The organism is Oxalobacteraceae bacterium OTU3CINTB1, from assembly GCA_024123955.1.
GTDB lineage: Bacteria > Pseudomonadota > Gammaproteobacteria > Burkholderiales > Burkholderiaceae_D > Rugamonas.
In genome coordinates, this window is sequence record CP099652.1 from 4,970,708 (window position 1) to 4,995,971 (window position 25,264).

General features: G+C 65.7%; 24 protein-coding genes and 1 pseudogene. 14 read left to right on the forward strand and 11 right to left on the reverse strand.

The window, feature by feature from the left end; translation table 11 throughout:
* Positions 1-151 precede the first annotated feature (151 nt).
* Positions 152-931 carry a DUF2807 domain-containing protein gene (locus NHH73_21475; GenBank protein ID USX25158.1) on the forward strand — a complete coding sequence of 260 codons (780 nt, stop codon included), beginning with the start codon at positions 152-154 and terminating at the stop codon, positions 929-931.
* A 15-nt stretch (positions 932-946) separates the two neighbouring features.
* Here NHH73_21475 and NHH73_21480 read toward each other — a convergent pair whose 3' ends face one another.
* On the reverse strand, positions 947-1,423 hold the full coding sequence (locus NHH73_21480) for a hypothetical protein (protein ID USX25159.1): 477 nt from the start codon (positions 1,421-1,423) through the stop codon (positions 947-949).
* 208 nt (positions 1,424-1,631) lie between these two features.
* Between NHH73_21480 and NHH73_21485 the strand changes: the two genes are divergently transcribed.
* Positions 1,632-2,933 carry an amidohydrolase family protein gene (locus NHH73_21485; protein USX25160.1) on the forward strand — a complete coding sequence of 434 codons (1,302 nt, stop codon included), beginning with the start codon at positions 1,632-1,634 and terminating at the stop codon, positions 2,931-2,933.
* A gap of 15 nt (positions 2,934-2,948) precedes the next feature.
* Here NHH73_21485 and NHH73_21490 read toward each other — a convergent pair whose 3' ends face one another.
* Complete coding sequence (locus NHH73_21490; GenBank protein USX25161.1) at positions 2,949-3,491, reverse strand: YaeQ family protein; 543 nt, start codon at positions 3,489-3,491, stop codon at positions 2,949-2,951.
* Positions 3,492-3,503: 12 nt separating this feature from the next.
* On the reverse strand, positions 3,504-4,382 hold the full coding sequence (purU, locus tag NHH73_21495) for a formyltetrahydrofolate deformylase (protein ID USX25162.1): 879 nt from the start codon (positions 4,380-4,382) through the stop codon (positions 3,504-3,506).
* A 345-nt stretch (positions 4,383-4,727) separates the two neighbouring features.
* On the opposite strand from purU, the gene NHH73_21500 reads away from it, so the two are divergent.
* Positions 4,728-5,102 carry a hypothetical protein gene (locus NHH73_21500; protein USX25163.1) on the forward strand — a complete coding sequence of 125 codons (375 nt, stop codon included), beginning with the start codon at positions 4,728-4,730 and terminating at the stop codon, positions 5,100-5,102.
* A gap of 13 nt (positions 5,103-5,115) precedes the next feature.
* Here the strand turns inward: NHH73_21500 and NHH73_21505 are convergent, their stop codons facing one another.
* Genes NHH73_21505 through modA form a run of 4 tightly spaced genes read right to left on the reverse strand, consistent with a single transcriptional unit; the run spans position 5,116 to position 8,053 of the window.
* A complete protein-coding gene (locus tag NHH73_21505) occupies positions 5,116-5,919 on the reverse strand; it encodes a TOBE domain-containing protein (GenBank protein ID USX25164.1) in 804 nt (267 codons plus the stop codon).
* Complete coding sequence (locus NHH73_21510) at positions 5,916-6,599, reverse strand: ATP-binding cassette domain-containing protein (GenBank protein USX25165.1); 684 nt, start codon at positions 6,597-6,599, stop codon at positions 5,916-5,918. The genes NHH73_21505 and NHH73_21510 overlap by 4 nt, the downstream gene beginning before the upstream one ends.
* A gap of 2 nt (positions 6,600-6,601) precedes the next feature.
* Positions 6,602-7,288 (reverse strand): molybdate ABC transporter permease subunit, encoded by a 687-nt coding sequence (modB, locus tag NHH73_21515; protein ID USX25166.1) that lies wholly within the window; start codon positions 7,286-7,288, stop codon positions 6,602-6,604.
* A 15-nt stretch (positions 7,289-7,303) separates the two neighbouring features.
* A complete protein-coding gene (modA, locus tag NHH73_21520; GenBank protein ID USX25167.1) occupies positions 7,304-8,053 on the reverse strand; it encodes a molybdate ABC transporter substrate-binding protein in 750 nt (249 codons plus the stop codon).
* 254 nt (positions 8,054-8,307) lie between these two features.
* On the opposite strand from modA, the gene NHH73_21525 reads away from it, so the two are divergent.
* From NHH73_21525 to NHH73_21550, 6 genes are all read left to right on the forward strand, one after another.
* Positions 8,308-8,961, forward strand: coding sequence for a hypothetical protein (locus NHH73_21525; GenBank protein USX25168.1), 654 nt, complete (start codon positions 8,308-8,310; stop codon positions 8,959-8,961).
* A gap of 1 nt (position 8,962) precedes the next feature.
* Positions 8,963-10,297, forward strand: a complete 1,335-nt coding sequence (locus tag NHH73_21530) for an HlyD family efflux transporter periplasmic adaptor subunit (protein USX25169.1) — start codon at positions 8,963-8,965, stop codon at positions 10,295-10,297.
* A 171-nt stretch (positions 10,298-10,468) separates the two neighbouring features.
* Entirely contained in the window at positions 10,469-11,197 is a 729-nt protein-coding gene (locus NHH73_21535; GenBank protein USX25170.1) for a hypothetical protein, read from the forward strand.
* A 31-nt stretch (positions 11,198-11,228) separates the two neighbouring features.
* Complete coding sequence (locus tag NHH73_21540; protein USX25171.1) at positions 11,229-11,699, forward strand: hypothetical protein; 471 nt, start codon at positions 11,229-11,231, stop codon at positions 11,697-11,699.
* 72 nt (positions 11,700-11,771) lie between these two features.
* The gene (locus NHH73_21545) at positions 11,772-13,904 is read left to right on the forward strand and encodes a peptidase domain-containing ABC transporter (protein ID USX25172.1); all 2,133 of its coding nucleotides are present in this window, start codon (positions 11,772-11,774) and stop codon (positions 13,902-13,904) included.
* 86 nt (positions 13,905-13,990) lie between these two features.
* On the forward strand, positions 13,991-14,464 hold the full coding sequence (locus NHH73_21550) for a hypothetical protein (GenBank protein USX25173.1): 474 nt from the start codon (positions 13,991-13,993) through the stop codon (positions 14,462-14,464).
* Between the two features lie 17 nt (positions 14,465-14,481).
* On the opposite strand, the pseudogene NHH73_21555 reads toward NHH73_21550, so the two are convergent.
* Positions 14,482-14,630 (reverse strand): annotated as a pseudogene (locus NHH73_21555) (mechanosensitive ion channel family protein).
* 234 nt (positions 14,631-14,864) lie between these two features.
* Here NHH73_21555 and NHH73_21560 point away from each other — a divergent pair.
* The 3 genes from NHH73_21560 to NHH73_21570 are packed head-to-tail and all read left to right on the forward strand — an operon-like array spanning position 14,865 to position 18,614.
* A complete protein-coding gene (locus tag NHH73_21560; protein ID USX25174.1) occupies positions 14,865-15,536 on the forward strand; it encodes a gluconate 2-dehydrogenase subunit 3 family protein in 672 nt (223 codons plus the stop codon).
* Positions 15,537-15,558: 22 nt separating this feature from the next.
* Positions 15,559-17,328: a GMC family oxidoreductase gene (locus NHH73_21565; protein USX25175.1), complete on the forward strand. Its 1,770-nt coding sequence runs from the start codon at positions 15,559-15,561 to the stop codon at positions 17,326-17,328.
* An 8-nt stretch (positions 17,329-17,336) separates the two neighbouring features.
* Complete coding sequence (locus NHH73_21570) at positions 17,337-18,614, forward strand: cytochrome c (GenBank protein USX25176.1); 1,278 nt, start codon at positions 17,337-17,339, stop codon at positions 18,612-18,614.
* A gap of 35 nt (positions 18,615-18,649) precedes the next feature.
* Here the strand turns inward: NHH73_21570 and NHH73_21575 are convergent, their stop codons facing one another.
* Positions 18,650-19,618, reverse strand: a complete 969-nt coding sequence (locus NHH73_21575; protein USX25177.1) for an AEC family transporter — start codon at positions 19,616-19,618, stop codon at positions 18,650-18,652.
* A 71-nt stretch (positions 19,619-19,689) separates the two neighbouring features.
* Here NHH73_21575 and NHH73_21580 point away from each other — a divergent pair, with 71 nt between their 5' ends.
* Both NHH73_21580 and NHH73_21585 read left to right on the forward strand, forming a co-directional pair.
* Complete coding sequence (locus NHH73_21580) at positions 19,690-20,199, forward strand: DUF45 domain-containing protein (protein ID USX25178.1); 510 nt, start codon at positions 19,690-19,692, stop codon at positions 20,197-20,199.
* 127 nt (positions 20,200-20,326) lie between these two features.
* Positions 20,327-20,620, forward strand: a complete 294-nt coding sequence (locus NHH73_21585; protein USX25179.1) for a hypothetical protein — start codon at positions 20,327-20,329, stop codon at positions 20,618-20,620.
* A gap of 341 nt (positions 20,621-20,961) precedes the next feature.
* Here NHH73_21585 and NHH73_21590 read toward each other — a convergent pair whose 3' ends face one another.
* Together NHH73_21590 and NHH73_21595 are read right to left on the reverse strand one after the other, a co-directional pair.
* Positions 20,962-23,871 carry a DUF4982 domain-containing protein gene (locus NHH73_21590; GenBank protein ID USX25180.1) on the reverse strand — a complete coding sequence of 970 codons (2,910 nt, stop codon included), beginning with the start codon at positions 23,869-23,871 and terminating at the stop codon, positions 20,962-20,964.
* 127 nt (positions 23,872-23,998) lie between these two features.
* Positions 23,999-25,258, reverse strand: a complete 1,260-nt coding sequence (locus tag NHH73_21595) for a glycosyltransferase (protein ID USX25181.1) — start codon at positions 25,256-25,258, stop codon at positions 23,999-24,001.
* Between the last annotated feature and the right edge of the window lie 6 nt (positions 25,259-25,264).

Genomic DNA, 25,264 nt, shown 5'->3' on the forward strand with positions numbered 1-25,264 from the left:
TCCGGGGCCGCCGTCGGCCGCCCCCGCACCTGGCCAATTCCCGGCGGAACGCATTCCAGCACGCCCAGAATGCATTCTGTCGCAGCCAGGTGTCGCCGGCGGCCCCGGTTGCGTAGTATCCAACCTCAAGATGACCAACCAGGAGAACAGCATGACCACCACCACCGTTCGCAGCACACTGCGCGTACTGATCCTCGCCACCGGCATGCTGGCGGTGGCCGCCCCGGCCAACCTGGTGCTGGCCGGCCCGTTGAGCTGGGTCGGCGGCGACCGCGTCCAGGGCAACGGCAAGATCGTCAAACAGAACCGGGAAGTCGGCCATTTCACTGCTTTTGCCACCAGCGTCAGCGGCAACGTCGAGATCCGGCAGGGAAACACCGAGGGTGTGATTGTGGAAACCGACGACAACCTGCAGGCGCTGGTCGAGACGGTGGTGGAAAACGGCACCTTGCGGATTCGTCCGGCAAAGAACAACATGTCGCTGGAAACGCGCAACATGAAGATCGTCGTTATGGCGCGCACGCTGGAGCGGGTCTCGGTGGCCGGCTCCGGCGCGGTGGCGGCGGACAAGCTGCACGTCGAGCGCATGCAGTTCGACATCGGCGGTTCCGGCGAACTCAATGTGGCCGATCTGCGCGCGGAGTCGCTCGCCGTGTCGCTGGGCGGCAGCGGCGACCTCAAGGTTGGCGGCGCCGTTGAGCGCCTGCAGATTTCGATCGGCGGCTCGGGCGAGGTGCAGGCGGCAAAGCTGGCGTCGCGCGACGCCGTGGTGAGCATCGGCGGCTCCGGCGAGGCGACGGTGTCGGCGAGCAAAACGCTGAACCTGAGCGTGGCCGGCTCGGGCGACATCGGCTACTACGGCGATCCCAAGGTGAGCCAGAACATCCGCGGCTCCGGCACGATCAAGCGCTTGGGCGCGGCGCCGCGGTAAGCGCGACATCAGGCGTCAAGGCCCGGCAAATAGTTGCCAGGCCTTGGCGCCGCAGGCCAGCGATTTAATCCAGCGCCTCAGTTCATCCTCATCGGCAGCGAGGATTCTCTCGCTGAGGTCGACGGAAAGCCTCCCCTGACTATCGCTGACCAAGCTCTGCACCACGCCTTGCAAAGCTAGCAGCGCGCCTTCCTGCCGTCCTTCCTGCCGTCCTTCCTCTTTTCCCCTGGCACGACCACGTTCGATCGCCTCATATTCCAGCAAGTCCTCGTACTTTTTGAATCGTTGGTCAAACAACATGATCGGCCCCTCCTCCATGCTGATCTCGGTCTCGCAAAATTCGTCCTGCAACACGGCCCTCACCCAGCGCATCAAACTATCGCGGGCACGCGACATATCCGGCGATTGCAGTCTTTGCGCAAAAACGCCCAACGCTTCGCGCATCTGCGCATCGGTGCGCGAACGCATCAACCGGAACAGAATCGCCAGCACGTTAGACCGGCCGTCCCCGCCAAGGTTCCTGTACAAATCCCGCCAGCAGATCCCGGACCACTTCGGGATGCCCGAATAACTGCTTATACAACATATCGCTGTGACTTTTCATCGACAAAGTGTAGCGTTTGACATCATTGACGAGTACGCTTGCTGGCGAGCCCACTTTGTCGCGCCTCAAAAAAACCGCAACCAAAGGGAGAAATACTTGAACGTCATCGCCTCATCCGTCCGCCTCGCGCTGTTGTCGCTGCCTGCCATCCTATTGAGCTCCGCCGCCGCAGCGGCCGACTCACCGGCCCCGCCTGACGCCGTTACCGCGATCAAGGCCGCGCACATGGTCGACGTGCGCAAGGGAACGCTGATCGACGATGCGGTCGTCCTCGTCAGCGGCGAGCGCATCACCGCCGCCGGCAGCAAGCTGGCGATCCCGGCCGGCGCCAAGGTCATCGATCTGGGCAACAAAACCCTGCTGCCCGGCCTGATCGACAGCCACACCCACCTGACCGGCGACCCGCAAGACGCCGGCTACGCCATCGTCGCCAAATCGATCCCGCGCTCGACCTTGACGGGCGCCAAGAACGCCCGCCTGACGCTCAACGCCGGCTTCACCGCCGTGCGCGACGTCGGCGCCGACGGCTACACCGACATCGGCCTGCGCGACGCCATCAACGACGGCGACGTGCCCGGCCCGCGCATCGCCGCCTCCGGGCCGGCCATGGGCATCACCGGCGGCCACTGCGACGACACCTTGCACGCGCCGCAATATGGGATCACCGGCCTGGGCGTGGCCGACGGCGTCGAAGAGGCGCTCAAGGTCACGCGCCGCAACATCAAATACGGCTCGGACGTCATCAAGATCTGCGCCACCGGCGGCGTGCTTTCGTTCGGCGACGATCCGCGCACCTCGCAATACACGCTGGAAGAGTTAAAGGCCATCATCGGCGACGCCCACCGCCTCGGACGCAAGGCGGCCGCCCACGCGCACGGCGGCGAAGGCATCCGGCTGGCGGTGCTGGCGGGGGTCGATTCGATCGAGCACGGCTCGTACATCGACGACGAAGGCATCAAACTGATGAAGGAGCACAAGACCTGGCTGGTGCCCACGCTCTACCTGGGCGACTGGCTGATCGAGAACGCCGAGGCGATCAAGCTGCCCAAGCCGCTGCTGGAAAAAGCCAAGGTGGTGTTGCCGCAGGCGCGCATCAATATCGGCCGCGCGATCAAGGCCGGCGTGCCGGTGGCGTTCGGGACCGACGCGGCGGTCTATCCGCACGGCTTGAACGCGCGCGAATTCGCGGTGCTCGTCAAGCTGGGGATGACGCCGGCGCAGGCGATCCGCACGGCCACCGTCAACGCCAGCGAATTGCTGGGCTGGAGCGACCGGATCGGAACGATCGAGGCGGGCAAGTTCGCCGACATGATTGCGGTCGACGGCGAACCGCTCAAGGATGTGACGGTGCTGGAGCGGGTCCAGTGGGTGATGAAGGGCGGCGCGGTGGTGCGCTAAGCCCGCGGTCAAACCCTAGCGCTCGGCCTTGAAGGCCTCGCGGCCGACTTCCACGGTGGTGGTGCCGTCGGTCAGCCAGATCTGGCCGTCCTGGATCGTGCATTGCAGCTGCATCGAACGCTGCGCCATGCGGGCCAGCTGCTCGGTGGCGTCGGCGTTCAGGTTGATCACGGTCAGGTTCTTGCAGCGCTCAACCTTGTTGGCCAGCGCTTTCCACCAAATATGGCTGGTGGCCGCGTAGCTGTACACATAGACGTGTTCCGAGCGGCCGCTGGCCTTCAGGATCACCTTCTCGTCGGGCTGGCCGACCTCGATCCACAGCTGGATCGCGCCGGTCAAATCCTTCTGCCAGATGTCCGGCTCTTCGACGTCGAACAAGCCCTTGGTGAAGGTCAGCGCCTCGTTGGCGTGGATCGCGAACGCCAGCAGCCGCACCATCATGCGCTCGTCGGTCTCGGACGGGTGGCGCGCCAGGGTCAGCGACTGGGTCTCGTAGAAATTGCGGTCCATGTCCGCGATCTGCAGGTCGGCTTTGTAAATTGTTGCTTTGAGGGCCATCGGTCAATCTCTTTATTTGAAGACGACAGTCTTGTCGCCGTTTTGCAAAATGCGGTGCTCGACAAACCACTTCACGGCGCGCGCCAGCACCACGCACTCGACGTCGCGGCCGATGGCCGACAAGGTCTCGGCGTCCATCGAATGGTCGACCCGCTCGACGTCCTGCTCGATGATCGGACCTTCGTCCAGATCGCCGGTGACGAAGTGGGCGGTCGCGCCGATCAGCTTGACGCCGCGGTGGTGCGCCTGCGCGTACGGCTTAGCGCCCTTGAAGCTGGGCAGGAAGGAATGGTGGATGTTGATCGCCTTGCCCTTCAACGCCGTGCACAGGCCCGGCGACAGGATCTGCATGTAGCGCGCCAGCACCACCAGGTCGATCTTGTGGGTGTCCATCAGCTCGATGACCTTGGCTTCCTGCGCCAGTTTGGCTTCCTGCGGCGCGCCGGTGGCCAGCGGCAGGTGGTGGAACGGAATATTGTAGCTGGCCGCCAGCTGGTAGAAATCCATGTGGTTCGACACGATCGCCGGAATCTCCACCGGCAGCAGCCCGCTCTTGTAGCGGAACAGCAAATCGTTGAGGCAATGGCCGATCTTTGACACCATCAGCATCACGCGCGGTTTGTAGTGCGCGTCGCGCATGTCGAAGGTCAGTTGCATCTCGGCCGCCAGCAGGCCGAAGTCGGCGCGCAGCAACTCGTCGTTGATGGCGCCGTCTTCCAGCGCGAAGTGCACCCGCATGAAAAACAGGCGCGACTCGCTGTCGCCGAACTGCGCCGAATCGATGATGTTGCAGCCGTGATCGGCCAGAAAACCCGAAACGCGATGCACGATGCCGCGCTGGTCGTGGCAGGAAAAACTCAGGATGTATTCGGGATTTGCGGGTTTAGTCATGGCCATCACGGTAGATTTCGATATCAACGGAACAATAACAAGGCCGGTATTGTCGCACGGCTAGGCTCATCCGGTAAAACTAGAACGATCGTGCATTTTTGGAACCTTCTCGCCTCACCGGCGTCTATCTCTGTGCCGAATAACCCGCCGGGCCGCGACCCCGGCGTTTTTTTAACCAAAGCACACGACGAGGTTCGCCATTGGCGTCCCTTCAGACCCGGTGGAACTTCCGTCAACCTTGCAACTCTAACCATGCAGAGCAGCGAAATGCGTCGCTGCTTATCAACCGACTACCCACCCGGCGGAACCACGACGACGGACCCACTACACTATCAGGAGGAAGTTATGGCAAGTAATAGTAATAACTCAGGAAACGACCAGCCGAAGCCGAAAGGCACCGCCAAGCGAGGTTTCGCGGCGATGGACGAAGCCACCCAGCGCGCCATTGCCAGCAAGGGCGGCCAGGCCGCCCACCAAAAAGGCACGGCACATGAATTCGACTCGGAGGAAGCCCGCCGCGCCGGCCAGAAAGGCGGCGAGGCGGTCAGCCGGGATCGCGAACATATGGCGCAGATCGGGCGCAAGGGCGGCGAAAGCCGTCAATCCGCCGCGCGCGCCAATGCTGAGAAAAACGCCGCAGCCGGGAACGCGCGCAGCAGCACCGGTTCGGAGCAATCGGCCAAGACCGGGAGCCGTCAGGGCGGCAAGGGCAATTCGTAACCGGACCACACGACTACGCGGGCGTGCCGACAATCACGCTCGATGCCTTGAACACGGCGCCGACTTGGCTACCGACTTGCAGCGCCAGCGCCTCTCCGCTCTCGCGCGTGACGATGGCGGCGATCACGCCGCCACCGCGCAGTTCGATGCTCACTTCCGTGTTGACGGCGCCGGCCTGCAAACGCGTGACTTTGCCGGCCAGCTGATTGCGGGCGGACAAGCGCGCCGTTCCCATCTCAGCCACCACGATCACCGACGACGCCTTGATCAACGCAAACGCGTCGGCGCCGATGGTCAAGCCCAAGCTGTCGCTGCTGTCACGCGTGATGGTGGCGACGATGTGCTGGCCACCGACGATCTCCAGCGTGATTTCGTCGTTGACCGCGCCCTCCTTCAGGCCGACCACCTTGCCGCTGAACTGGTTGCGCGCGCTGGTTTTCATCTTCATCCCTTGTAGCAGCAGGAAATCATCGGCCAGCGCATGCGACTGCCCGCTCAGATGCGCGACGAACTTACGGTGCTCCGCGTCGATCTTGCGGAAGTTCTCGACCAGCTGCGCGCCGCGCGGCGTCAACCGCGTGCCGCCTCCGCCCTTGCCGCCGGCGGCGCGCTCCAGCAGTGGCTCGCCGGCCAGGTTGTTCATCGCCTCGATCGCGTCCCACGCGCCCTTGTAGCTCATGCCCACCGCCTTGGCCGCGCCGGTGATCGAGCCGGTCGACGCTATCGCCGCCAGCAAGGCCACGCGTTCGTGTCCGCCCAGCTTCTGGCCGCCGATGGTCATCCAGACGTTGCCTTGCAATTCCATGGCCGGCTTCATGATGGTTGTTCCTCCGCATCGGCGATACGCCCTTGTTCCATGCGCAGCACGTGATCGCCGAAAGCCCGCGCGTCCTCGGGATCGTGGGTGATCAAAATCATCGGTATCGCCAGCTTGCGCTGCACGGTGTCGAGCTCGGCGCGCATGCGTTCGCGCAAGCCCGGATCGAGCGCGGCGAACGGTTCGTCCAGCAGCAGCGCGGTCGGCTGCGGCGCCAGCGCGCGCGCCAAGGCCACGCGCTGGCGCTGTCCGCCGGACAATTCGTGCGGCAACTGGTGGGCGACATGATCCAGTTCGAACGCCTGCAACCAATAGCGGATGGTCTCGCCATCCACACGCGACAAGGGATTGCGCCAGCCGCGCTGCAAACCGAAGCCGATATTCTGCCGCACATTCAGGTGCGGGAACAAGGCGTAATCCTGGAACAGGTACGCCACTTGTCGCCGCCGCGGCGCCAGGTCGATACCGGCGGCGCTGTCGAACAGGCGGCGGCCGGCCAGTTCGATATGGCCGCGATCCGGCGTCATCAGGCCGGCCAGCGCCTTCAGCAACTGGCTCTTGCCGGCGCCGGACGGACCGTAAATCACCACGCGCTGGCTGGCCGAATCGAAGCGCGCGTCCAGTTGGAAGGTGCGCGCGCCGGAACGCAGGGTCTTGGCGATGTCGACTTTGATTTGCATGGTCAGCCCTGGAGATTGCGGTTCGGCGTCAATTTATTGGCCGCGATCAGCACGGCGATGCACACCACCGACGTGATGATGACCAGCAAATTCGCGCTGTCGTCCTGCCCCGCCTGGACGGCTTCATAAACGGCGATCGACAAGGTCTGCGTCTTGCCGGGAATGCTACCGGCGACCATCAAGGTGGCGCCGAACTCGCCCATCGACCGGGCGAACGCCAGCAGCGTGCCGCCCAGCACGCCGCGCCACGCCAGCGGCAACGTCACCCGCAGAAACACCCCGAACGGCGGGATGCCCAGCACCTGCGCGGCCTGCTCCAGTTGGCCGTCGACCGACTCAAACGCCGCGCGCGCGCCCTTCAGCACAAGGGGAAACGCCACCACCGCCGCCGCGATCACCGCCGCCTGCCAGGTGAAGATCAGGTTGATGCCGAAGGTGTCCCGCAACCAGGAACCGAGCACGCCCTCGCGTCCGATCAGCACCAGCAGGTAATAGCCGAGCACCGTCGGCGGCATCACCATTGGCAAGGTCAGCAGCGCGTCCAGCAGCTCGCGGCCGGGAAAGCGCTTGCGCGCCAGCAGATAGCCGAGCGCAATGCCCAACACCAGATCGATCAGCGTGGCCCATAGCGCCACCTTCAGCGACAGGCGCAGCGCGATCCAGGCCGGTTCGGCAAAAAAACTGTCCAACCGCGCGCTCCGGTCCTATGGACGGCCGAAGCCGTGGCGGGCCAGGATCGCCTGCGCCACGGGGGTCAGCACGTAATCGACGAACTTGCGTCCGGCCGCGGGCTGCGGCCCGGCGGCGACAACGGCGATGGGATAGCTGACCGGAGTGGCGGTCGGCACGGTCGCGATCACGCGGACCTTGTCCTTTTGGACGATCGCGTCCGTGGCGTAGACGAACCCGGCATCGACTTCGCCACGGGCCACGTAGTCGAGGCTTTGCCGCACCGAGGTGCCGAAGATGGCTTTGGGCTCGACCGCTGCCCACAGCTTGGCCTGCTCCAAGGCCTGTTTGGCGTAGCGCCCGACCGGCACGCTGGCGGGGTTGCCCATCGTCACGCGGGTGACGGCGGCCTGCTGTAAATCGGCGATGCCTCTGAGCGCCAGCGTGCCATTGGCCGGCGCGATCAGCACCAGGCTGTTGCTGACGAAGTTGCGGCGGGTGCCGGGCGCCAGCAGTTTCAGCGATTCGGCCTTGTCCATCGCTTCCTGGTCGGCGGAGGCGAACACGTCGACGGGCGCGCCCTTGCCGATCTGCTGGACCAGCGGATCGGAAGCGGCGAAGTTGAAGTGCACCTTGTCGCCCGCGTGATCCTTCTCATAGGCGGCGCCGATGTCCTTGAAGGCGTTGGTCAGGCTGGCGGCGGCCGAGACCGTGATGTCGGTCGCCGACGCCGTCGCGAAGACGGCCATCAGGACCGTTGCCATCGTCATGTTCAAAGCCCGCATAGATTTCCTTGTCATTAAGTTCCCCGTCCACCGCAATATACTCGATTATATAACGAGGCCCGCATCGCCAGCTTCAAGGAAATATCCCGGCCGGCCAGTTTGCTGCGCCGGACAGGCGCCGCATGTCAATCGAACCGCATTACAAGTGCATTACCAAATCGTAATGCTTTCCTCGTTGGCATCCCTTTCAAACAACACTACTATGTATCCCGGGTTGCATTCAAAGCAACGGCGAACTTTTCGGGGGAACAGTCATGGCTCACACGACGCCGCACGATATCGAAGTCCTGCGTAACAAAATCAACGACCACGGCATCTTCCGAGTGCCGCCGAAATCGAAGGAGATGCCGTCGATGAACGGCACCGGCTTTTACACCTGGCAGTTCTACCTGCGCAGCGCCCTGCTCGACGCCCGCAGCCTGCAGACCATCAGCCATCACTTCTGGAGCCGCTTCGAGGAAACCTACCGCGCCCGTCCATTCCAGATCGCCGGCGTCGAATCGGCCGCCGTGCCCATCATCACGGCGCTGATCTGCTCGGCGGCGGAACGCGGCATCACGCTCAACGCCTTCACCATCCGCAAGGAGCGCAAGGCGTATGGCCGCCGCAACCTGATCGAGGGCGCGCCCAACGGGCTGCCGGTGCTGTTCGTCGACGATCTGACCTCGCCGCAGCACAACGCCTTCTGGCACGCGGTGCACGCCTTGTCGGTGCACGGCCTGCGGCTGGCGGAGGACGCCTACGTGCTGGTGCGCAAACAGGAGCGTGCGGTGTCGCCGTACATCGCCACCTCGATCGGCACGGTCATGGTGCAAAGCCTGTTCACGCTCGACGACTTCGCGCTGGAGCTGGCCGATTACCTCGACGAGCAACAAGCGGCGACCGCCGACCAGGCGCGGGCGGCCTGACATGGCCCCGCCCGACGTGGCGTTGACCGCTCACGCCCCCGCCTCGGTGCCGGCGGCCGTCGCGCCCGCGCCGGCGGCGCTGTTCCGGCCCGAGGCGCTCGACGAGGCGCGTTCGCGGATGGGCGCGCCGGTGCGGCTGCTGGGCGTCTCCGGCTGGGCGATGACGCTGTTTTTCGCCGCCCTGCTGGCGACGGCGGCGGGATTCGCCTGCACCACGCAATACGCGCACAAGGAAAACGTCTTCGGCCAGGTCACGCCGGTGGCCGGCAGCCTGCGCATCATCGCCGGTCGCGGCGGCATCGCCGAGCAGGTACTGGTGCGCGAGGGCCAAAGCGTGCGCGCCGGCCAGGAACTGATCGGCATCTCGTCGGCGCCACGGCTGCAGCTGGGCGGCTCGCTCAGCGACAGCCTGCGCCGCAGCCAGGACAGCCAGTTGCAGGCGCAACGGTTGCAGGCGCGGGCGCGGCTCGACCAGTTGCAGCGCCAGCTCGACGAGGTCACCGAGCGGCGCCGCAGCGTGGCCGACGACGTCGTCAGGCTGCAAGAGGCGTGGCGCCTGCAGCAGTCGCGCATCGACATCCAGCAGCAATCGGTGGCGGCGGCCCATACGCTGACCGACCAGGGCATGCTCTCGCCGATGGCCATGCGCAGCCGCGACGACGACCTGCTCGCCGCCAAACAAACCCTGGCCGGCCTGGAGCGGGAAAAGGCGCAGCAGCAAAGCCTGCTGGTGCAGCTGGCGGCGCAGGCCGCGCGCCTGGAGGCCGAGTCGCGCATGGCGCGCTCGGAAACCGACAACACCGAGGCGCAAACGGCCGAGCGGCAGATGATGTCGGAGGCGACCTACGCCGACCACCTGACCGCGCCGACCGACGGCATCGTCACCGCGCTGCAGGCCCATCCGGGCGCGCCGGTCACAGCCAACGAGACGCTGGCCATCATCATCCCCGAGGGCCACGACCCGCGCCAGCCGGCGCTGGAGGTCGAGCTGTGGGCGCCGTCGCGCGCGATCGGCATGCTGCGCCCCGGCGCGCGCGTGCACCTGATGTACGACGCCTTCCCGTACCAGACCTTCGGCATGTCGCGCGGCGTGGTGCGCGACATCGCCAGCGCGCCGGTCATGCCCAACGAACTGCCGGTGCCGATCGAGACCAAGGAGCAGTTGTTCCGCATCCGCGTCACGCTCGAGCGCGCCGCGCTGACGGCATACGGGCGCGACTGGCCGCTCACCCCCGGCATGCGCCTGAGCGCCGACTTGATCCTCGAGGAGCGCAGCCTGCTGCAATGGCTGCTCGATCCGCTGCGCGCGGCGAAACGACAGGGAGGCGGCGCATGATGGCCCGCGCCGGCGTCCGGCCGCCCCCGCTCCCGCCCGGCGATCCCTGACGCCACGCGGCGCCACCTTATCTAGTACCGGACGAGCCCACTCGCCCGCTGTTGGATCCTGTCCCTTGAGCGCTCATCGGACGGTCATATCACGTCTTTTAACCTACCACATGGAGTAATAATGCGAATTCTGAATGATGACGAAATGGATGCGGTCGCCGGCGGACAAGCGCACTCGGTCGCCGCCCGCGCGGAAGTGCCGAAGGTCAAAACCAAGAACAAGCCGATCGGCATGGTCCATACGCTGGAGGAGGAAGAACCGGTGGAACCGGGCGACGGCGGCGGTGGTGACGGCGGCGGTGGCGATGGCGGCGGCGGCGACGGTGGCGGTGGCGGCGACGGTGGTGGCGGCGACGGCGGCGGTGGCGACGGCGGCGGCGATCCCGGCGACACGGGCGACGGTTCGGGCGACGAAAACCACAGCGGCGACAACGGCGACGAGGGCGGCGACGACCCGACCGATCCGCACGCCACCGCCGACACCGATGGCGATGCCACCGACGGCAACACGGCCGCCGCCCATGCCGGCATCGACGTCAAACCCGGCGCCGACATCACCAATCTGAATTCCAAGATCACCGACGAATTCCCTGATATCAAACAGGTGTTTGCCGCCCACACCGACGTGCCGCCGGTGATCACCTCGGGCAACGATTCGACGCACATGGAAAATTCGCTGCACTACACCGACAACGCGATTGACATGCGCGCCAACAACATCTCGGCGGCCCAGGCCAACGCCATCGTCGCGGACCTGAAGACGACGCTGGGCGGCAGCTATTTCATCCAGTACGAAACCTTCTCCAACTCGGCCAACAACCATATCCACATCCAGTACAACGGCCACTAAACGGCGGCCGTCACATCTCATGGGGCACACAATGAACACTTCGACACTCACACTGAAACGGGCCTGGCTGGCGGCGGCGTGCCTGATCGCGCTCTCGGGCGCGGCCGCGGTCCAGGCCGCCGATTCCGCTCCCCGGCCGCTGCCGGCGGGCTGGCAACCGCTGGCGCTGCCTACGCTGTCGGGAAATTTCCGTAAGCAAGGCGACAAGGACACCGCCGTGCTGGTGCAAAACGGCCAGGACGGACCGTACGGCCTGGCGGTGGTGCCGGAGGCCGACGGCGGCCAGGCCAGCATCGTCAAGACCTTCCGCGACATCAAAGCCAATCCGCCGCAGCTGTCGCTGGTCAAGCCGGGCAGCTACAAACCGGTCTGCCACGATGGCGGCGACTGCGCCCCGCTCAGTATCGCCAACGAAGCGATCGGCCTGTGCTTCGGCGAAGCGAGCTGCCAGATCATCTACTTTAATGGCAGCGCGTTCCGCGAGATTTCCGTGACTGACTAGCAGCATCGCGGTGTGCCGGCCCGGGCCGGCACACCGCGCACCGATTCCCGGTCAGACAACCAAAGAGCCCATATGTACCAAGCCTTCCAATCCGAGGCGGCCGAATGCGGCCTGGCCTGCGTCGCGCTGGTGCTGGCGTCGCACGGCGCGCCGGTCGACATCGCCGAGCTGCGGCGCAAGCACCACGTGTCCTCGCGCGGGCTGACGTTGCGCGAGGTGGCCGACATCGCCGCCGCCAACGCCCTCGTCACGCGCGCCCTGCGCTGCGAACTGGACGAGCTGCGCCAGCTGCGCTGCCCGGCCATCCTGCACTGGGGCCTGCAACACTACGTGGTGCTCGAGCGGGTGCGCGGCACGAGCGTGCGCATCAGCGATCCGGCCAGCGGCCGCAGCGACCTGGGCCTCGACGAGGTCTCGCGCTTCTTCACCGGCGTCGCGCTGGAGCTGGCGCCGGCGCCCGAGTTCAAGCGCCGCAAGCAGCAAAGCCCGCTAAGCCTGTGGTCGTGGTTCCGCCTGGCGCCCGGCATGCGCGCCGCGCTGGGACAGATCCTGCTGCTGTCGCTGCTGCTGCAGGTGTACGTGGTGGCCAGCCCGTTCTACATGCAACTGGCGATCGACCAGGCCGCGCTCAAGGGCGACCACGGCCTGCTGATGTCGCTCGCGGTCGGCTTCGGCCTGTTCGCCCTGTTCAACGCCGGCGCCGAGGCGCTGCGCGGCGTCGTCACACTGCGCCTGTCGGCGCTGCTGAACTGGGACATGACCTTGCGCCTGTTCCGCCACATGGTGCGGCTGCCGCTGCCGTGGTTCCAGCGCCGCAAGCTGGCCGACGTGCTGTCGCGCTTCGACTCGATCGCGCCGGTGCGCGACCTGATCTCCGGCAGCCTGGTGACAACCGCCGTCGACGGCCTGCTGACCGTGGCCACTTTGGTCATGATGTTCATATTCGCCCCGCAGTTGGCGTGGGTAGTGCTGGCGTCGGTGCTGCTGTATCTGCTGGTGCGCCTGGCCGCGCTGCCGATCTCGATCCGCCTGGGCATGGAGGCGCTGGGCGCGCGCATCGCCGAAAACGGCAAGCGCATCGAAACGGTGCGCGCAATCCAGACCGTCAAGGTGATGGGCGCCGAGAACGCCCGCGAGAGCGACTGGGCCAACAAGTTCGCCGCCACCATCCGCCGCGAGCAGGCGCAAAACGTCGCCAACCTGTGCTTCGCCGGCATCCACGGCCTGCTGGAGAGCGGCGTGACGGTGATCCTGATCTACCTCGGCGCGCGCGCCGTGATGGACGGCGCCATGTCGATCGGCCTGCTGTACGCGTTCATGTCCTACCAAAACCAATTCTCCACCCGCGCCAGCGCGCTGTTCGACCAGATCATCCATTGGCGCCTGACCGATATGTATTCCTACCGCCTGGCCGACATCGTGCTCACGCCCAAGGAGCCGCGCATCGACGAGGCCAGCGTAGCGCAGCCGCACATCGAAGGCGCGCTGCAATTCATCGACCTCGGCTTCGCCTACGCGCCACAGGAGCCGCCCATCCTGCGCCAGGTCTCGTTCATGATCGAGCCGGGCGAATTCGTCGCCATCGTCGGCCCGTCCGGCGCCGGCAAGTCGACCCTGCTCAAGGTGTTGTGCGGCCTGTATCCGGCCAGCGTCGGCCAGGTACTGCTCGACGGCCGCTCGCTCGAATCGTGGGGGCCGAAGGCGACCCGCCGCGCGCTCGGCGTGGTGATGCAGGACGACGAACTGCTGGCCGGCACCATCGCCGAGAATGTCGCCTTCTTCGACGAGCAGATCGACGTCCAGCGCGTCTGGACCTGCCTGGAGCAGGCGGCCATCGCCCAGGACATCCTGAAGATGCCGATGCGGATCGAAACCTTCATCGGCGAGATGGGGAGCAACCTTTCGGGCGGGCAGAAACAGCGCCTGCTGCTGGCGCGCGCGCTGTACCGGCAGCCGCGCATCCTGGTGCTCGACGAGGCCACCTCGCACCTGGACATGCGGCGCGAATCGGAAATCAACGCCGCCCTCAAGGCCCTGACGATCACGCGGGTGATTGTCGCGCACCGCCACGAGACCATCGCCGCCGCCGACCGCGTCATCACGATCGACAACGGCACGGTGGTGTCCGACCACCGCAATGCGCCGTCGCCGATGGCGGCCATGGACGACGGCGCCGCGCACCGCCACATCATTACCAAATTGTAATGATTTCCCCATTGGCACGCGTATCAAAAAAACCTACCATGACCCTCAGCTTGCGCTCGACGCAATCACCTCTGGAGGAAGTAGCGATGTCTCAACCACTGCGCGGACGTGCCGCCGCACGCCGGCTGCCGGGCGGCTTGCTGGCGTGTCTGCTGGTCATGGCTACACTGGCGGACGCTGCCGCAGCGGGCGCGACCGATATACCGGCGATGGCGCCGCCCGTGCTGGGCAGCTTCCGGCAACCGGACCAACGCGACCTCGCTGTACTCAGGCATAACGGCAAAAAAAACCGGGGCGAGCAATATGACGTGGTGGTGTTCCCCGAAGCCGGCAGCGGCCAGCCGGCCAAGGTCGTCAAGACCTTCATCGATGCCGGCCCCAACCCGCCACGCCTGTCGCTGGCCAAGCCTGGCAGCTACAAACCGGCCTGCCACGCCGGGGGCCAGTGCGCGCCGGTAAAAATCAGCAACGAGGCGATCAGCCTGTGCTTCGGCGAAGCCAGTTGCGAGATCATCTATTTCAACCGCGGCGCGTTCCGCGAACTTGTCGTGACCGACTAGCGGCTGCCGTGCGGATTGATGCGGAACGACAGCTGCACGCGCCGGGTCGACATGCGCTTGTAGTTGCGCACGACGTTTTTGAGCAGGTCGCATTGGAGATGACGATCTGCTCGCCGCTGTCGGCGCGGATGCGCGTGGTCTTCAACCCAACATGCTCGACCGCGCCGGGCTAGCGCAACCGTCGCAGCCGCTCCGGGCACGCACTTTTCCCCATAGCACTAGTCGTCTTTACAAACGGTCTACGTAGAAGCACTTACTTCACAGATAAATAGTTTGACTGTGTATTACTTTCCAACTAAGCTAGTCATCGTACAAGATAGAATTTCTTTCGGTTACCTACTATTTCTATAAGCCACCTATGTCCACAGAAAAAGTTAATCTTTCCCGCAGAACGATACTGATGGCGACTGCGGCAGCCATTCCCCTCGTCTCGCTGTCGCCGCAGCGCGCGCGCGCCGACGGCCTGGAAGGCGTCGAGCTGCACCGGTATCAGCCGGTGTTCTTTTCCGCCGCCGAATGGCAGTTCGTCCTGGCCGCCTGCGACCGCCTGATCCCGGCCGAGGGCAAAGGCCCTGGCGCGCTGGAAACCAACGTCCCCGTGTTCATCGACCAGCAACTGCACGCCGGCCTCGGCGACGACGTGTATATGCAAGGGCCGCACAAGGCCGACGCCGCGCCGACCCTGGGCTTCCAGCACGACCACACGCCGCAGCAGATGTACCGGCTCGGCATCAAGCTCACCCAGCAGCATAGCCAGCAGGCGCACGGCAAGCCGTTCGAGCAGCTGGCGCCGGCCGACAAGGACGCGCTGCTGACGGCGCTGCAAAAGAACACGATCAGCTTCGCCGACCTGGGCGAGCCGACCTTGAAGGCGTCGCAGTTCTTCGGCCAGTTCCTCGGCGACGCCAAGAACGGCTACCTGGCCGACCCTATGTACGGCGGCAACAAAGACATGAAAGCCTGGGTCGCCATCGGCTTCCCCGGCGCCCGCGCCGCCTACACCGAATGGGTCGACGCGCACGACGTCAAATATCCGCTGGGCCCTGTAAGCCTGAGCGGCAAGCGCGCCTGATCCCTCCCACACAAAGACCACTATGCAAACCATCACTAACGACGACGTCGACGTCGTCATCGTCGGACTCGGCTGGGCCGGCTCCATCATGGCCATCGAACTGGCCAGGGAGGGCCTGAAGGTGCGCGCGCTAGAACGCGGCCCGGACCGTCCGCCGGAGGACTTCGCCTATCCAAAGCCGGCCGACCAGTACGCCTACGCGATCAAGAACAAGGTGTTCGCCACGCCGCGCGACGCCGCCCTCACGGTGCGCTACAACACCGGCGAGACGGCGCTGCCGACGCGCAAATGGGGCGCCTTCGCGCCCGGCACCGGCGTCGGCGGCTCCGGCTTGCACTGGACCGGCGTGCTGATCCGCCCGACCACCACCGACATCAAGCTCAAGACCTACGCCGACCAGGCCTACAAGCGCGGCACGCTCGACCCCGACATGCGCATCAAGGACTTCCCGTTCACGTGGGAAGAAATCGAACCGCACTTCGACAAGTTCGACAAGATCTGCGGGCTGTCCGGCAACACCGGCAACCTCAACGGCACGTTGCAGCCGGGCGGCGACCCGTTCGAGGGGCCGCGCTCGAGCCCCTACCCGCTGCCGGCGCTGCACGACACGCTCAACAGCTCGCTGTTCGCGGCCACCGCCAAAAAGATGGGCTACCACCCGTTCCCCAATCCGTCGGCCAACGTCTCGCAGGCCTGGACCAATCCGTACGGCGCCCAGCTGGCGCCGTGCAACTACTGCGGCTACTGCAGCAAGTATCCGTGCCTGAACTACTCCAAGGCCTCGCCGCAGACGGCGATCCTGGACGTGGTCAAGCGCATGCCCAATTTCGACTACAAGGTCAACGCCAACGTCATCCGCGTCGACCTGCACGCCGACAAAAAGACCGCCAAGGGCGTCACCTACATCGACGAGCAGCAGCGCGAGGTGTTCCAGCCGGCCCGTATCGTCATCCTCAGCAGCTTCCAGTTCGCCAACGTGCGCCTGATGCTGTTGTCGGGCATCGGCCAGCCGTACAACCCGCTCACCGAGCAGGGCACCATCGGCCGCAACTACGCCTTCCTGAGCAACGGCGACGCCACCCTGTTCTTCAAGGACAAGCACTTCAACCCGTTCGCCACCGCCGGCGCCACCGGTGAAATGTTTAACGACATCTCGCCGGGCAACTTCGACGGGCCGTCGCTCGGCTTCATCGGCGGCGCCAAGATCCACAGCTCCCAGGCCACCGGCGCGCCGATCGGCACCGCGCTGCCGCCGGGCACGCCGGGCTGGGGCAAGGGCTGGAAGGAAGGCATGGTCGACTGGTACGGCCGTTCGATGAAGATCGGCATCACCACCACCTGCATGTCCTATCGCGGCCATTACCTGGACCTCGACCCGAACTACAAGGACCCGTGGGGCCAGCCGCTGCTGCGCATGACGTTCGACTGGCGCCAGAACGAACTGAAGCTGCAACGCCACCTGCGCGACATCGTGCTCGGCATCGCCAAGGAACTCAAGCCGGACGCCATGTCGGAGAACTTCCTCGGCCTCGATTCGCACTGGGACATCACCAAGTACGTCTCGACCCACAACGTCGGCGGCGCCATCATGGGCACCTCGCCGCGCGATTCGGCGCTCAACCGCTACCTGCAATCGTGGGACGTGCACAACGTCTTCGTCCCGGGCGGCAACGCCTTCCCGCAGAACTTCCAGGCCAACCCGACCGCCACCATCGGCGCCATCACGCTGTTCGCGGCCGAGGCGATCAAAAACCAATATCTGAAAAATCCGGGACCGCTGGTCCGGGTATGAGCGACGTTATGAAAACTCTCAAGTACTTCCTGGGCGCTGCCGCCATCGCGCTGGCGGCGGGCCAGGCCCTGGCCGCCGGCGCGGCGGCCACGACGGCGCCGGCCGAGACGCTGGCCCAGCGCGGCGCCTATCTGGCGCGCGCCGGCGACTGCATCGCCTGCCACAGCGCGCCGGGCAAGCCGGCTTTCGCCGGCGGCCTGGCCATCGACAGTGGCCACGGCATCATCTACTCGACCAACATCACGCCCGACAAGCAGCACGGCATCGGCAAATACACCGAACAGCAGTTCGCCGACGCCGTACGCAAGGGCGTACGCGCCGACGGCACCCACCTGTATCCGGCCATGCCGTACACCAGCTACGCCAAGGTCAGCGACCAGGACATCAAGGCGCTGTACGCCTACTTCCAGAGCGACGTCAAGCCGGCCGCCTACGCGCCGCCGGCCTCGCAAATGAGCTTCCCGTTCAACCTGCGCTGGGGCATGGCGTTCTGGAACTACTTCTTCGCGGACGACAAGCCGTTCAAGGCGCAGCCGGGCTGGAGCGCGCAAGTGCGCAACGGCGCCTATCTGGTCGAAGGACTGGGTCACTGCAGCAGCTGCCACACGCCACGCGGCTACGCCATGAACGAAAAGGCCGGCGACAGCTCGTCGCCCAAGTTCCTTGCCGGCGGCGAGCTGAACGACTGGCCGGTGCCGTCGCTGCGCGGCATGCCGCACTGGAGCCAAGCGGCCATCGTCGACTACCTGCAAACGGGGCGCAACAAGAACTCGGCGGTGGCCGGCGAGATGAGCGCCGTCGTCGAGCACAGCACCTCGCACTTGAGCGAGGGCGATTTGAACGACATCGCCGCCTACCTCAAGGCCCTGCCGCCGGCGCCGGCGCGCGGCGCCGCCGTCAAGGCGCAGGGACATGACGCCACGGTCAAGAAATTGTCCGCCGCCGTCGGACTGACCTTGGGCGAGCGGCTGTACCTTGACAACTGCGCCGCATGCCACTTCGTCACCGGCAAGGGCGCGACGCGGGTGTTCCCCGAGCTGGACGGCGCCACCGTGATCAACGCGGAGAATCCGACCGCGTTGCTGCATGTGATGCTGGCCGGCGCGCGCACGCCCTCGACGGACAAGGCGCCGTCGGTGCTGGTGATGCCCGGCTTCGGCAAGCGGCTCAGCGACAGCGAGGCGGCCGCGCTGGCGACCTTCGTGCGCCAGGGTTGGGGCAATACGGCGGCTGCGGTGTCGGAAAAGGATGTCGCGAAAGTGCGCGCCAAGTTAGAGGCGAAATAACAGCAGCGCGTTTGTCGCGCCGTGGTTGGTGTTTTTTACCGCACCAACCACATCCACGCGCTTAATGTAAAGAACGACGTCACCATGCAAATCAACAAGGTCGTCGCGCTACGGTCGGCCTCGCCGTAGGCCTGCGCCAGGATCGGGTAGATGCTCAACATCGGCATCGCCGCCATCAACAGCGCCGCCGCGCGCAGCGACGGCTCCATCGGCGCGATGCCCGCCAGCGGCAGCAGCGAAATAATCAGCAGCACCGCCAACGGATGCCCCACCAGCTTGCCCACGACGATGGGCAGCACGCGCTGCCAGCCGGTGGTCAACGGCAAACCCACCAGGGTGCCGCCGATGGCGAACAGCGACACGCCGCCGCTGGCCTGCGAGAACAAGGTCACGCTGCGCAGCACCGGCTGCGGCAGCGACACTTCCGCCAAGCTGACGACAAGGCCGGCCGTCACCGCCAGCACCAGCGGGTTGCGCGCCAGGCGCTTGAGCGACTGCCCCAGCACCTGGCGCCACGAGCCGCCGCCGCCCCGGGCGCTCTCCGCCATCGCCAGCAGCAGCGGCAGCATCACCAGGTTCTCCACCATCACGTTCAGCGCCAGCGCCACGCCGGCCACCGGCGCCACCATCAGCAACAGGATCGGAAAACCCATGAAGCTGCTGTTGGAGCACGAGACGCCCATCGCCAGGAACGTGCTGCGCATGCGGTTCAACCCGGCTGAACGGCCGCCCACATAGGCGATGGTCATGATCAGCAGGGAGCCGCCCAGGTAGGCCAGCAGATAGGCCGGATGCAGCACCTCCCGGATGTGCCGGGTCGCCAGCGCGTTGAAGATCAGCGCCGGCAGCGCGAAGTTCAGCACGAACTTGCCGAACACCCGCATATCGGCCCGCTCGAACACGCCGAAGCGGGTGGCAAGGTAGCCGGCGAGGACGATAATGTAGATCGGACTGGTGATGGCGAGGATATCGAGCATGGATGGGCGCTGGGAAGTTTGCGCCATCGTACTCGACGCCAGGCCCTTTGTCATGGTTGTGGTACATTCACGCCTCGAAGCTTTTCAGCCGCCACGCCATGTCCTCCCTGAAGTACCTCAGCGCCTATTCCGAGCAAACGCAGCAGCAAGTGACCCAATTGCTGGCCAAAAACCAGTTGGGCGAGGTGCTCCTCAAGCGCTACAAGAAACCGCACGAGCTGCGCACCGACAAGGCGCTGTACCACTACGTGCAGGAATTAAAAGATGAACATCTGCGCAACGCCGAGCCGATCAACAAGGTCGAGTACGACAGCAAGATCCACGTGATCAACCACGCGCTGGGCTTGCACACGTCGATCTCGCGCGTCCAGGGCGGCAAGCTCAAGGCCAAGCACGAGATTCGCGTCGCCACCATGTTCAAGGAAGTGCCGCTGGAATTCCTGCGCATGATCGCCGTGCACGAACTGGCGCACGTCAAGGAAAAGCAGCACGACAAGGCCTTCTACAAGCTGTGCACGTACATGGAGCCGAACTACCACCAGTACGAGTTCGATCTGCGCCTGTACCTGACCCATCTCGATACCGGCGCCGGCCGGCTGTGGGCTTAGTCCACTGGCATAACGACCAAACACTCTCCCGTTTGGCGAAGGTCAACAGCGATCGGTCTCCCTGTACGATGATTGGTCTTCGCGTGCCACGGCGCGCAGTAGGGGGACGACGACTTGGCGCAAACTGTTGAAGAAGTCCGTCGATACGGGACAACTGTTTTGGACGGCGATCTCCATGGTGGCGGCAATCGCCTATGATGCCATTGGCGCCTGGGACAAACACCCAGAGCAGCGCTCCGCAGTCGGCGGAACGATTATGCTCTGTATCCTGATAGGTTTTATTTGTACGGTGCTGGTCGGATTTAGTACACTAAGATCAGCGAAGGACGGCACGACAAACTGGTACGTCATCGGCATCTCCATTGGACTGACCACCAGCCTGTGCATCTTCTACCCAATCATTCACTTTAAATTTTCTTAGTGTTGTTAGACAACCAGAATCAATCTTATGGTGAAGAAAAATGCTGAAATTCATGGAATCCATCGTGGCGGATGACGCGAAGTTCGCGAAGACGATGTTAGGCTTGGGTGCGGTCGCCTTTTTAGCTATTGTTGCTGGCATCGCTATCGTCCTCAGCATGTAATTTTTTGGCAAGCCGCCCAGCGCGACGCAACGCCGCGCCAAGTCCGCGCCCGCCAGCGTGCCGAGGCCGCCGATAATGCCGATGCATGTTTGCGTGGAAGTCATGCGTCCAAGATATCCGCAACACGACATCCGGTTATGCAATTTGGAACTATGCGGCGGCCGCATAGGGCGGAACGCTAGCGGACGGTCTGGCCGGTCTGGAAGCGGAGCGTCGTCGGCGCCAGGCCAGGCGCCTTGGCCGTCAAGCCAGCCTCCCCGGCCTGACCGGTCGATTGCACGATCACCTGCGCCCAGCCGTTGAACACGCGCCGCTGCCACGGCGCCGCCGGGGCGGTCACACGCAGCACGCCCCATTTGCTGGTGCCCACGGAGCGGTCGAACATACCCTGCACGCCGTCCTTCGGCGTCGCCACGACATAGGCCAGGCTGTTGGTATCGTTCAGCTGCGCGCCGTCCAGCGCGACCATCAGGCCGCCATCGACCGGCGCCGCCTCGACCGGGCGGCCGTTCACATACACCGCCTGGCCGGCGTCCAGCCGGTCGATGAACAAGGCGGCGCGGCCATCCGCCGCCATGACCGGCCGGGGGAACTTGCCGCGCAGAACCAGATACGGCGTCAGCGGCGGTTGCGCCGTGGGCGGCAACCACGCGGCCGGGTCGCGCCACGACGACGTATCGACGGTAGGGGCCCGCGCGGACGGATGCTCGGCGCTGTCGACGGCAAGCGTGCGCCAGCCCGAGAGCGGCACGAAGGTGTGGCGGTCGGCCGGACGGTCAGGCTCGTGCGAACCCGGATCGCCGTTGCCGACGCCGATGATGCGGATCGGACCCGATACGTCGAAACCCACCAGGTCGGCGGCGGTCGGTACGATCTTGCCGGCGGCGTCGGCCACGTTCACCCACACCACGGCGATATCGGTGCCGTCGGGCTTGAGGACGGTCTTGTCGGCGCTCAGCGCGACGCCCGCGCCGGCGCCGGTGGTCGCCACCTCGACCGTGGCAACCGGCTGGCCTTTGCGGTAGGCGGTCGCGGTCAATTTGCCGGCCTGGTAAGGCACCATCCACTCCAGCTGCCCGTCCCTGGCCATCGTCTTGCGGCCCAGCGGGCGGCCGTCCTGGAACAGTTCTACCGCGTCGCCGTTGCTGTACACATGCACCTTGATCGGCTGCCCCTCCCTGCCCGCCCAATTCCAGTGCGGCAGGATGTGCACCATCGGTTCGCGCGTCCACACCGACTTGAGGTAGTAGGCCGTGTCCTTCAACACGCCGGTGGTGTCCAGCATGCCGAACTGCGAGCCGACCGCCGGCCAGCCGAACGGCGTGGTCTCGCCCCGATAGTCGAAGCCGGTCCAGACGAACATGCCACTCATCCAGTCGCGCTCCTGCACGCGGCGCCAGCCCTCTTCGATGCTGAGGCTGCTGCCCGGCCGCGCCTGGCGGTCGTAGGCGTTCAGATGGGAGCGCGCGGGCTCGTCGAAGTAGACGCCGCGCGTGGTGAAGGTCGAGCCCTCCTCCGACATCATCGCCGGCTTGGCGGGATGGTCGCGATGGAAACGGTCGACATCATGCTGGGCGCCGTAGTTAAAGCCGATCACGTCCGCCTCCAGCGACACGCCCTGGCCCGATCCGCTGGTGGCCACCATGGTGCGCCGCGTCGGGTCCATGCGTTTCACATGCTCGTCCATCTCGCGCGCCAGATGCGGGCCAGGGGCCTTCCACTCCAGCGCCCATTCCTCGTTGCCCACCGACCAGATGATGACGCTCGGGTGGTTGCGGTCGCGCCGTATCATGCGCTCGAGTTGCCCGCGCACCTCGGGCGTGGTGCCCATCATGCGGTGCTCGTCGATGACGAGCATGCCCAGCCTATCCGCCTCGTCGAGCAATTCCGGCGTCGGCGGATGGTGCGAGGCGCGGTAGGCGTTCACGCCGAACGACTTGAGCTGTTTCAGGCGCCAGGTCTGCAGGCCGTCCGGCAGCGCCACGCCGACGCCGGCGTGGTCCTGGTGGTTGTTGGTGCCCTGCAGCTTGAGCGGCTTGCCGTTCAGCGAGAAGCCCTTGTCCGGATCGAACACCACCGTGCGGATGCCGAAGCGGGTGTCGTAGCTGTCGACCACCCGGGCGCCTTGCAGCAGCGTGGTTTTCAAGGTGTACAGGTTGGGCTCTTCGAGCGACCACAGGCGCGGACGCGGCACCGTCAGCGCGGCGCTGAACTCGCCGTCACGCACGGCGCGCACGCTGCGGCCGGACTGCTCCGCCTGCGCCACCAGCTTGCCGTCGGGCGCGTACACCTGCTGGCGCAGCGCGAACGATTGCGCGCTCTTGCCGTCGTTGGCCACGGTGACGTCGACGTCGATGCGCGCATTGCCGCCTTCCACCTTGGTCTTGACGAAGGTTCCCCACTGCGCCACGTGCAGCGCTGCGGTCTTGGTCAGCCAGACGTGGCGATAGATGCCGGCGCCCTCGTAGAACCAGCCCTCTTCCACCGTGGCGTCGGCGCGCACGGCAATGACGTTGTCGCCGCCGACGTTCAGATAATCGGTGATGTCGTAGCGGAAGCCCGAGTAGCCGCTCGGCTCGGTGCCGATGTAGTGGCCGTTCACCCAGACCGTGCTGTTACGGTAGACGCCGTCGAACTCCAGCGAGATGCGGCGGCCCTTGTCGCTGGCCGGGATATGGATCACCTTGCGATACCAGCCGACGCTGTTTTCCGGGAAGTTGCGGCCGATGGCCAGCGAGCCGTGGTTGGTATTGCCGCGCGCATCGAACGGCAACTCGACCGCCCAGTCGTGCGGCAGGTCCAGCTTGCGCCAGGCGGCGTCGCTGAAGTCGACGGCGGCCGGGCCGTCGCCGTAGCCGGCCTTGGCGAAGAAAAAGGGACGCAGGCCGTGCCGGAAATCTTTCTGCGCATCGTAGGCGTGGCCGTGGGCGAAGCGCCAGTCCTTGTCGATGTTGATGCGTTCGCGGCCTTCAGCGGCGCGCGCGGCGGCCGGGGTGGCCGGCTCGGCGGCAGTTGCGGCGGTTGCGGCAATCCAGGCACCGCCTGCGAGCATGATTGCGATGAGTACTTTGCCAAGTCGATTCGTCACTTCGTCTCCTTGTTGTTCGATTGATGTCGGGCTAACCGTGCGCTGCCGCCAACCCGCACTGCGGCCACATGGGGTCGGACCCCGAGGGGTCCGACCCCGGCGTCCGGGGTGCGGGCTAACGCTTCATTTATTCCGCCGCCAGCGCCTCGACGAGGTCGGCAATCTGCTCGGCGGGCGCGCGCTCGGCCGCCAGCTTCGCGGCCAGCGCCGCGCAGGCGACAGCCACCTCCGGCCGGTTCAGCAGCCCGGACAACGCAGCGGTCCAGGCGCCGAGCGGCGCGTCCGGCTTGACCATCGCGCCGACGCCAAGTCGCGCCAGGCGCATGCCGTTGTCCGGCTGGTCGTACGAAAACGGCACCACCAGTTGCGGCCTGCCCGCCGCCATCACCGTGGCGCTGGTGCCGATGCCGCCGTGGTGGACGAACACCGCCACGCGCGGCGCCAGCGCGTCGAACGGCGCATACGGCACGTGGTGCACGAACGCCGGCAACACGGCCGGCAACTGGTCGCGGAACGGCGTGATCACCACCACCCGCTGTTGCAAGGCGCCGGCCGCCGCGATCGCGCGTCCGATGAATTCGCGGCCGTGCGCCATCGCTGAACCCGGCGTGACGGCGATCGGCGCGGGACCGGCGTCGAGGAAGCGCCGCAGCTCCTCGTCGAAGGCCTCGTCGGGCGCGGCCGGCATGCGCGGGAACCCCGTGCACACGGTGTTGGGCGGCCAGTCAGGCTGCGGCGCGGCGAACCAGTCGGGAAAGGCGCAGATGACGCGCTGCGGCGAATGCAGCCAATGGCTCATCACGCGCCGCACCGGCGCCAGGCCCAGCGAGGCGCGCAAACGGTTGATTTCGGGACGCACGGCGGGATCGAGCACCAAGCGTTCGATCAGGCCCAGCGCGCCGCGTACGACCCACGGCGGCATCTTCGCCAGCCACTCAAGACCGGCGCGCGCGGCGGGATCTTCGGCGGAAAAAAAGCATGACGGCGCCAGATGGACGGTGGCCAGCGGCACGCCGCGCGTTTCCTGCAGAATCCGGCCAGTCATCGCCAGGGTGCTGGCGATGACCACCGTCGGCCGCTGTTCGACCAGCGCCAGCTGCCGCGAATACGACGGCGCGAAATGCCTGGCCATTTTCTTCCAGATCGTGAAAAACCCCTTCTGGGGATGCCACAGGTCGGGATCGTGCACCAACTCGTCGAGCTCGGCCTGACTCAGGCCGGAGGCGAAGGCCATGCCGGCGCGCTCGACCCGTTCCTTGAAATTGTCGGAAGCAACCAAGGTCACGTCGTAGCCGCGCCGCAACAGGGCCTGGCCGACGACAATGAAGGGATAGACGTCGCCGGCGCTGCCGGCGGCAAGGATGAGGATGTGGCGCGCGCCGGCCATACGGTG

Excerpts from the sequence above, each read along its gene's own strand:
- NHH73_21475 (USX25158.1), top strand. The coding sequence starts at position 152 with ATGACCACCACCACCGTTCGCAGCACACTGCGCGTACTGATCCTCGCC.
- NHH73_21490 (USX25161.1), bottom strand. The coding sequence starts at position 3,491 with ATGGCCCTCAAAGCAACAATTTACAAAGCCGACCTGCAGATCGCGGAC.
- purU (USX25162.1), bottom strand. The coding sequence starts at position 4,382 with ATGACTAAACCCGCAAATCCCGAATACATCCTGAGTTTTTCCTGCCAC.
- NHH73_21500 (USX25163.1), top strand. The coding sequence starts at position 4,728 with ATGGCAAGTAATAGTAATAACTCAGGAAACGACCAGCCGAAGCCGAAA.
- NHH73_21505 (USX25164.1), bottom strand. The coding sequence starts at position 5,919 with ATGAAGCCGGCCATGGAATTGCAAGGCAACGTCTGGATGACCATCGGC.
- NHH73_21510 (USX25165.1), bottom strand. The coding sequence starts at position 6,599 with ATGCAAATCAAAGTCGACATCGCCAAGACCCTGCGTTCCGGCGCGCGC.
- modA (USX25167.1), bottom strand. The coding sequence starts at position 8,053 with ATGCGGGCTTTGAACATGACGATGGCAACGGTCCTGATGGCCGTCTTC.
- NHH73_21525 (USX25168.1), top strand. The coding sequence starts at position 8,308 with ATGGCTCACACGACGCCGCACGATATCGAAGTCCTGCGTAACAAAATC.
- NHH73_21530 (USX25169.1), top strand. The coding sequence starts at position 8,963 with ATGGCCCCGCCCGACGTGGCGTTGACCGCTCACGCCCCCGCCTCGGTG.
- NHH73_21535 (USX25170.1), top strand. The coding sequence starts at position 10,469 with ATGCGAATTCTGAATGATGACGAAATGGATGCGGTCGCCGGCGGACAA.
- NHH73_21540 (USX25171.1), top strand. The coding sequence starts at position 11,229 with ATGAACACTTCGACACTCACACTGAAACGGGCCTGGCTGGCGGCGGCG.
- NHH73_21545 (USX25172.1), top strand. The coding sequence starts at position 11,772 with ATGTACCAAGCCTTCCAATCCGAGGCGGCCGAATGCGGCCTGGCCTGC.
- NHH73_21550 (USX25173.1), top strand. The coding sequence starts at position 13,991 with ATGTCTCAACCACTGCGCGGACGTGCCGCCGCACGCCGGCTGCCGGGC.
- NHH73_21560 (USX25174.1), top strand. The coding sequence starts at position 14,865 with ATGGCGACTGCGGCAGCCATTCCCCTCGTCTCGCTGTCGCCGCAGCGC.
- NHH73_21565 (USX25175.1), top strand. The coding sequence starts at position 15,559 with ATGCAAACCATCACTAACGACGACGTCGACGTCGTCATCGTCGGACTC.
- NHH73_21570 (USX25176.1), top strand. The coding sequence starts at position 17,337 with ATGAAAACTCTCAAGTACTTCCTGGGCGCTGCCGCCATCGCGCTGGCG.
- NHH73_21575 (USX25177.1), bottom strand. The coding sequence starts at position 19,618 with ATGGCGCAAACTTCCCAGCGCCCATCCATGCTCGATATCCTCGCCATC.
- NHH73_21580 (USX25178.1), top strand. The coding sequence starts at position 19,690 with ATGTCCTCCCTGAAGTACCTCAGCGCCTATTCCGAGCAAACGCAGCAG.
- NHH73_21595 (USX25181.1), bottom strand. The coding sequence starts at position 25,258 with ATGGCCGGCGCGCGCCACATCCTCATCCTTGCCGCCGGCAGCGCCGGC.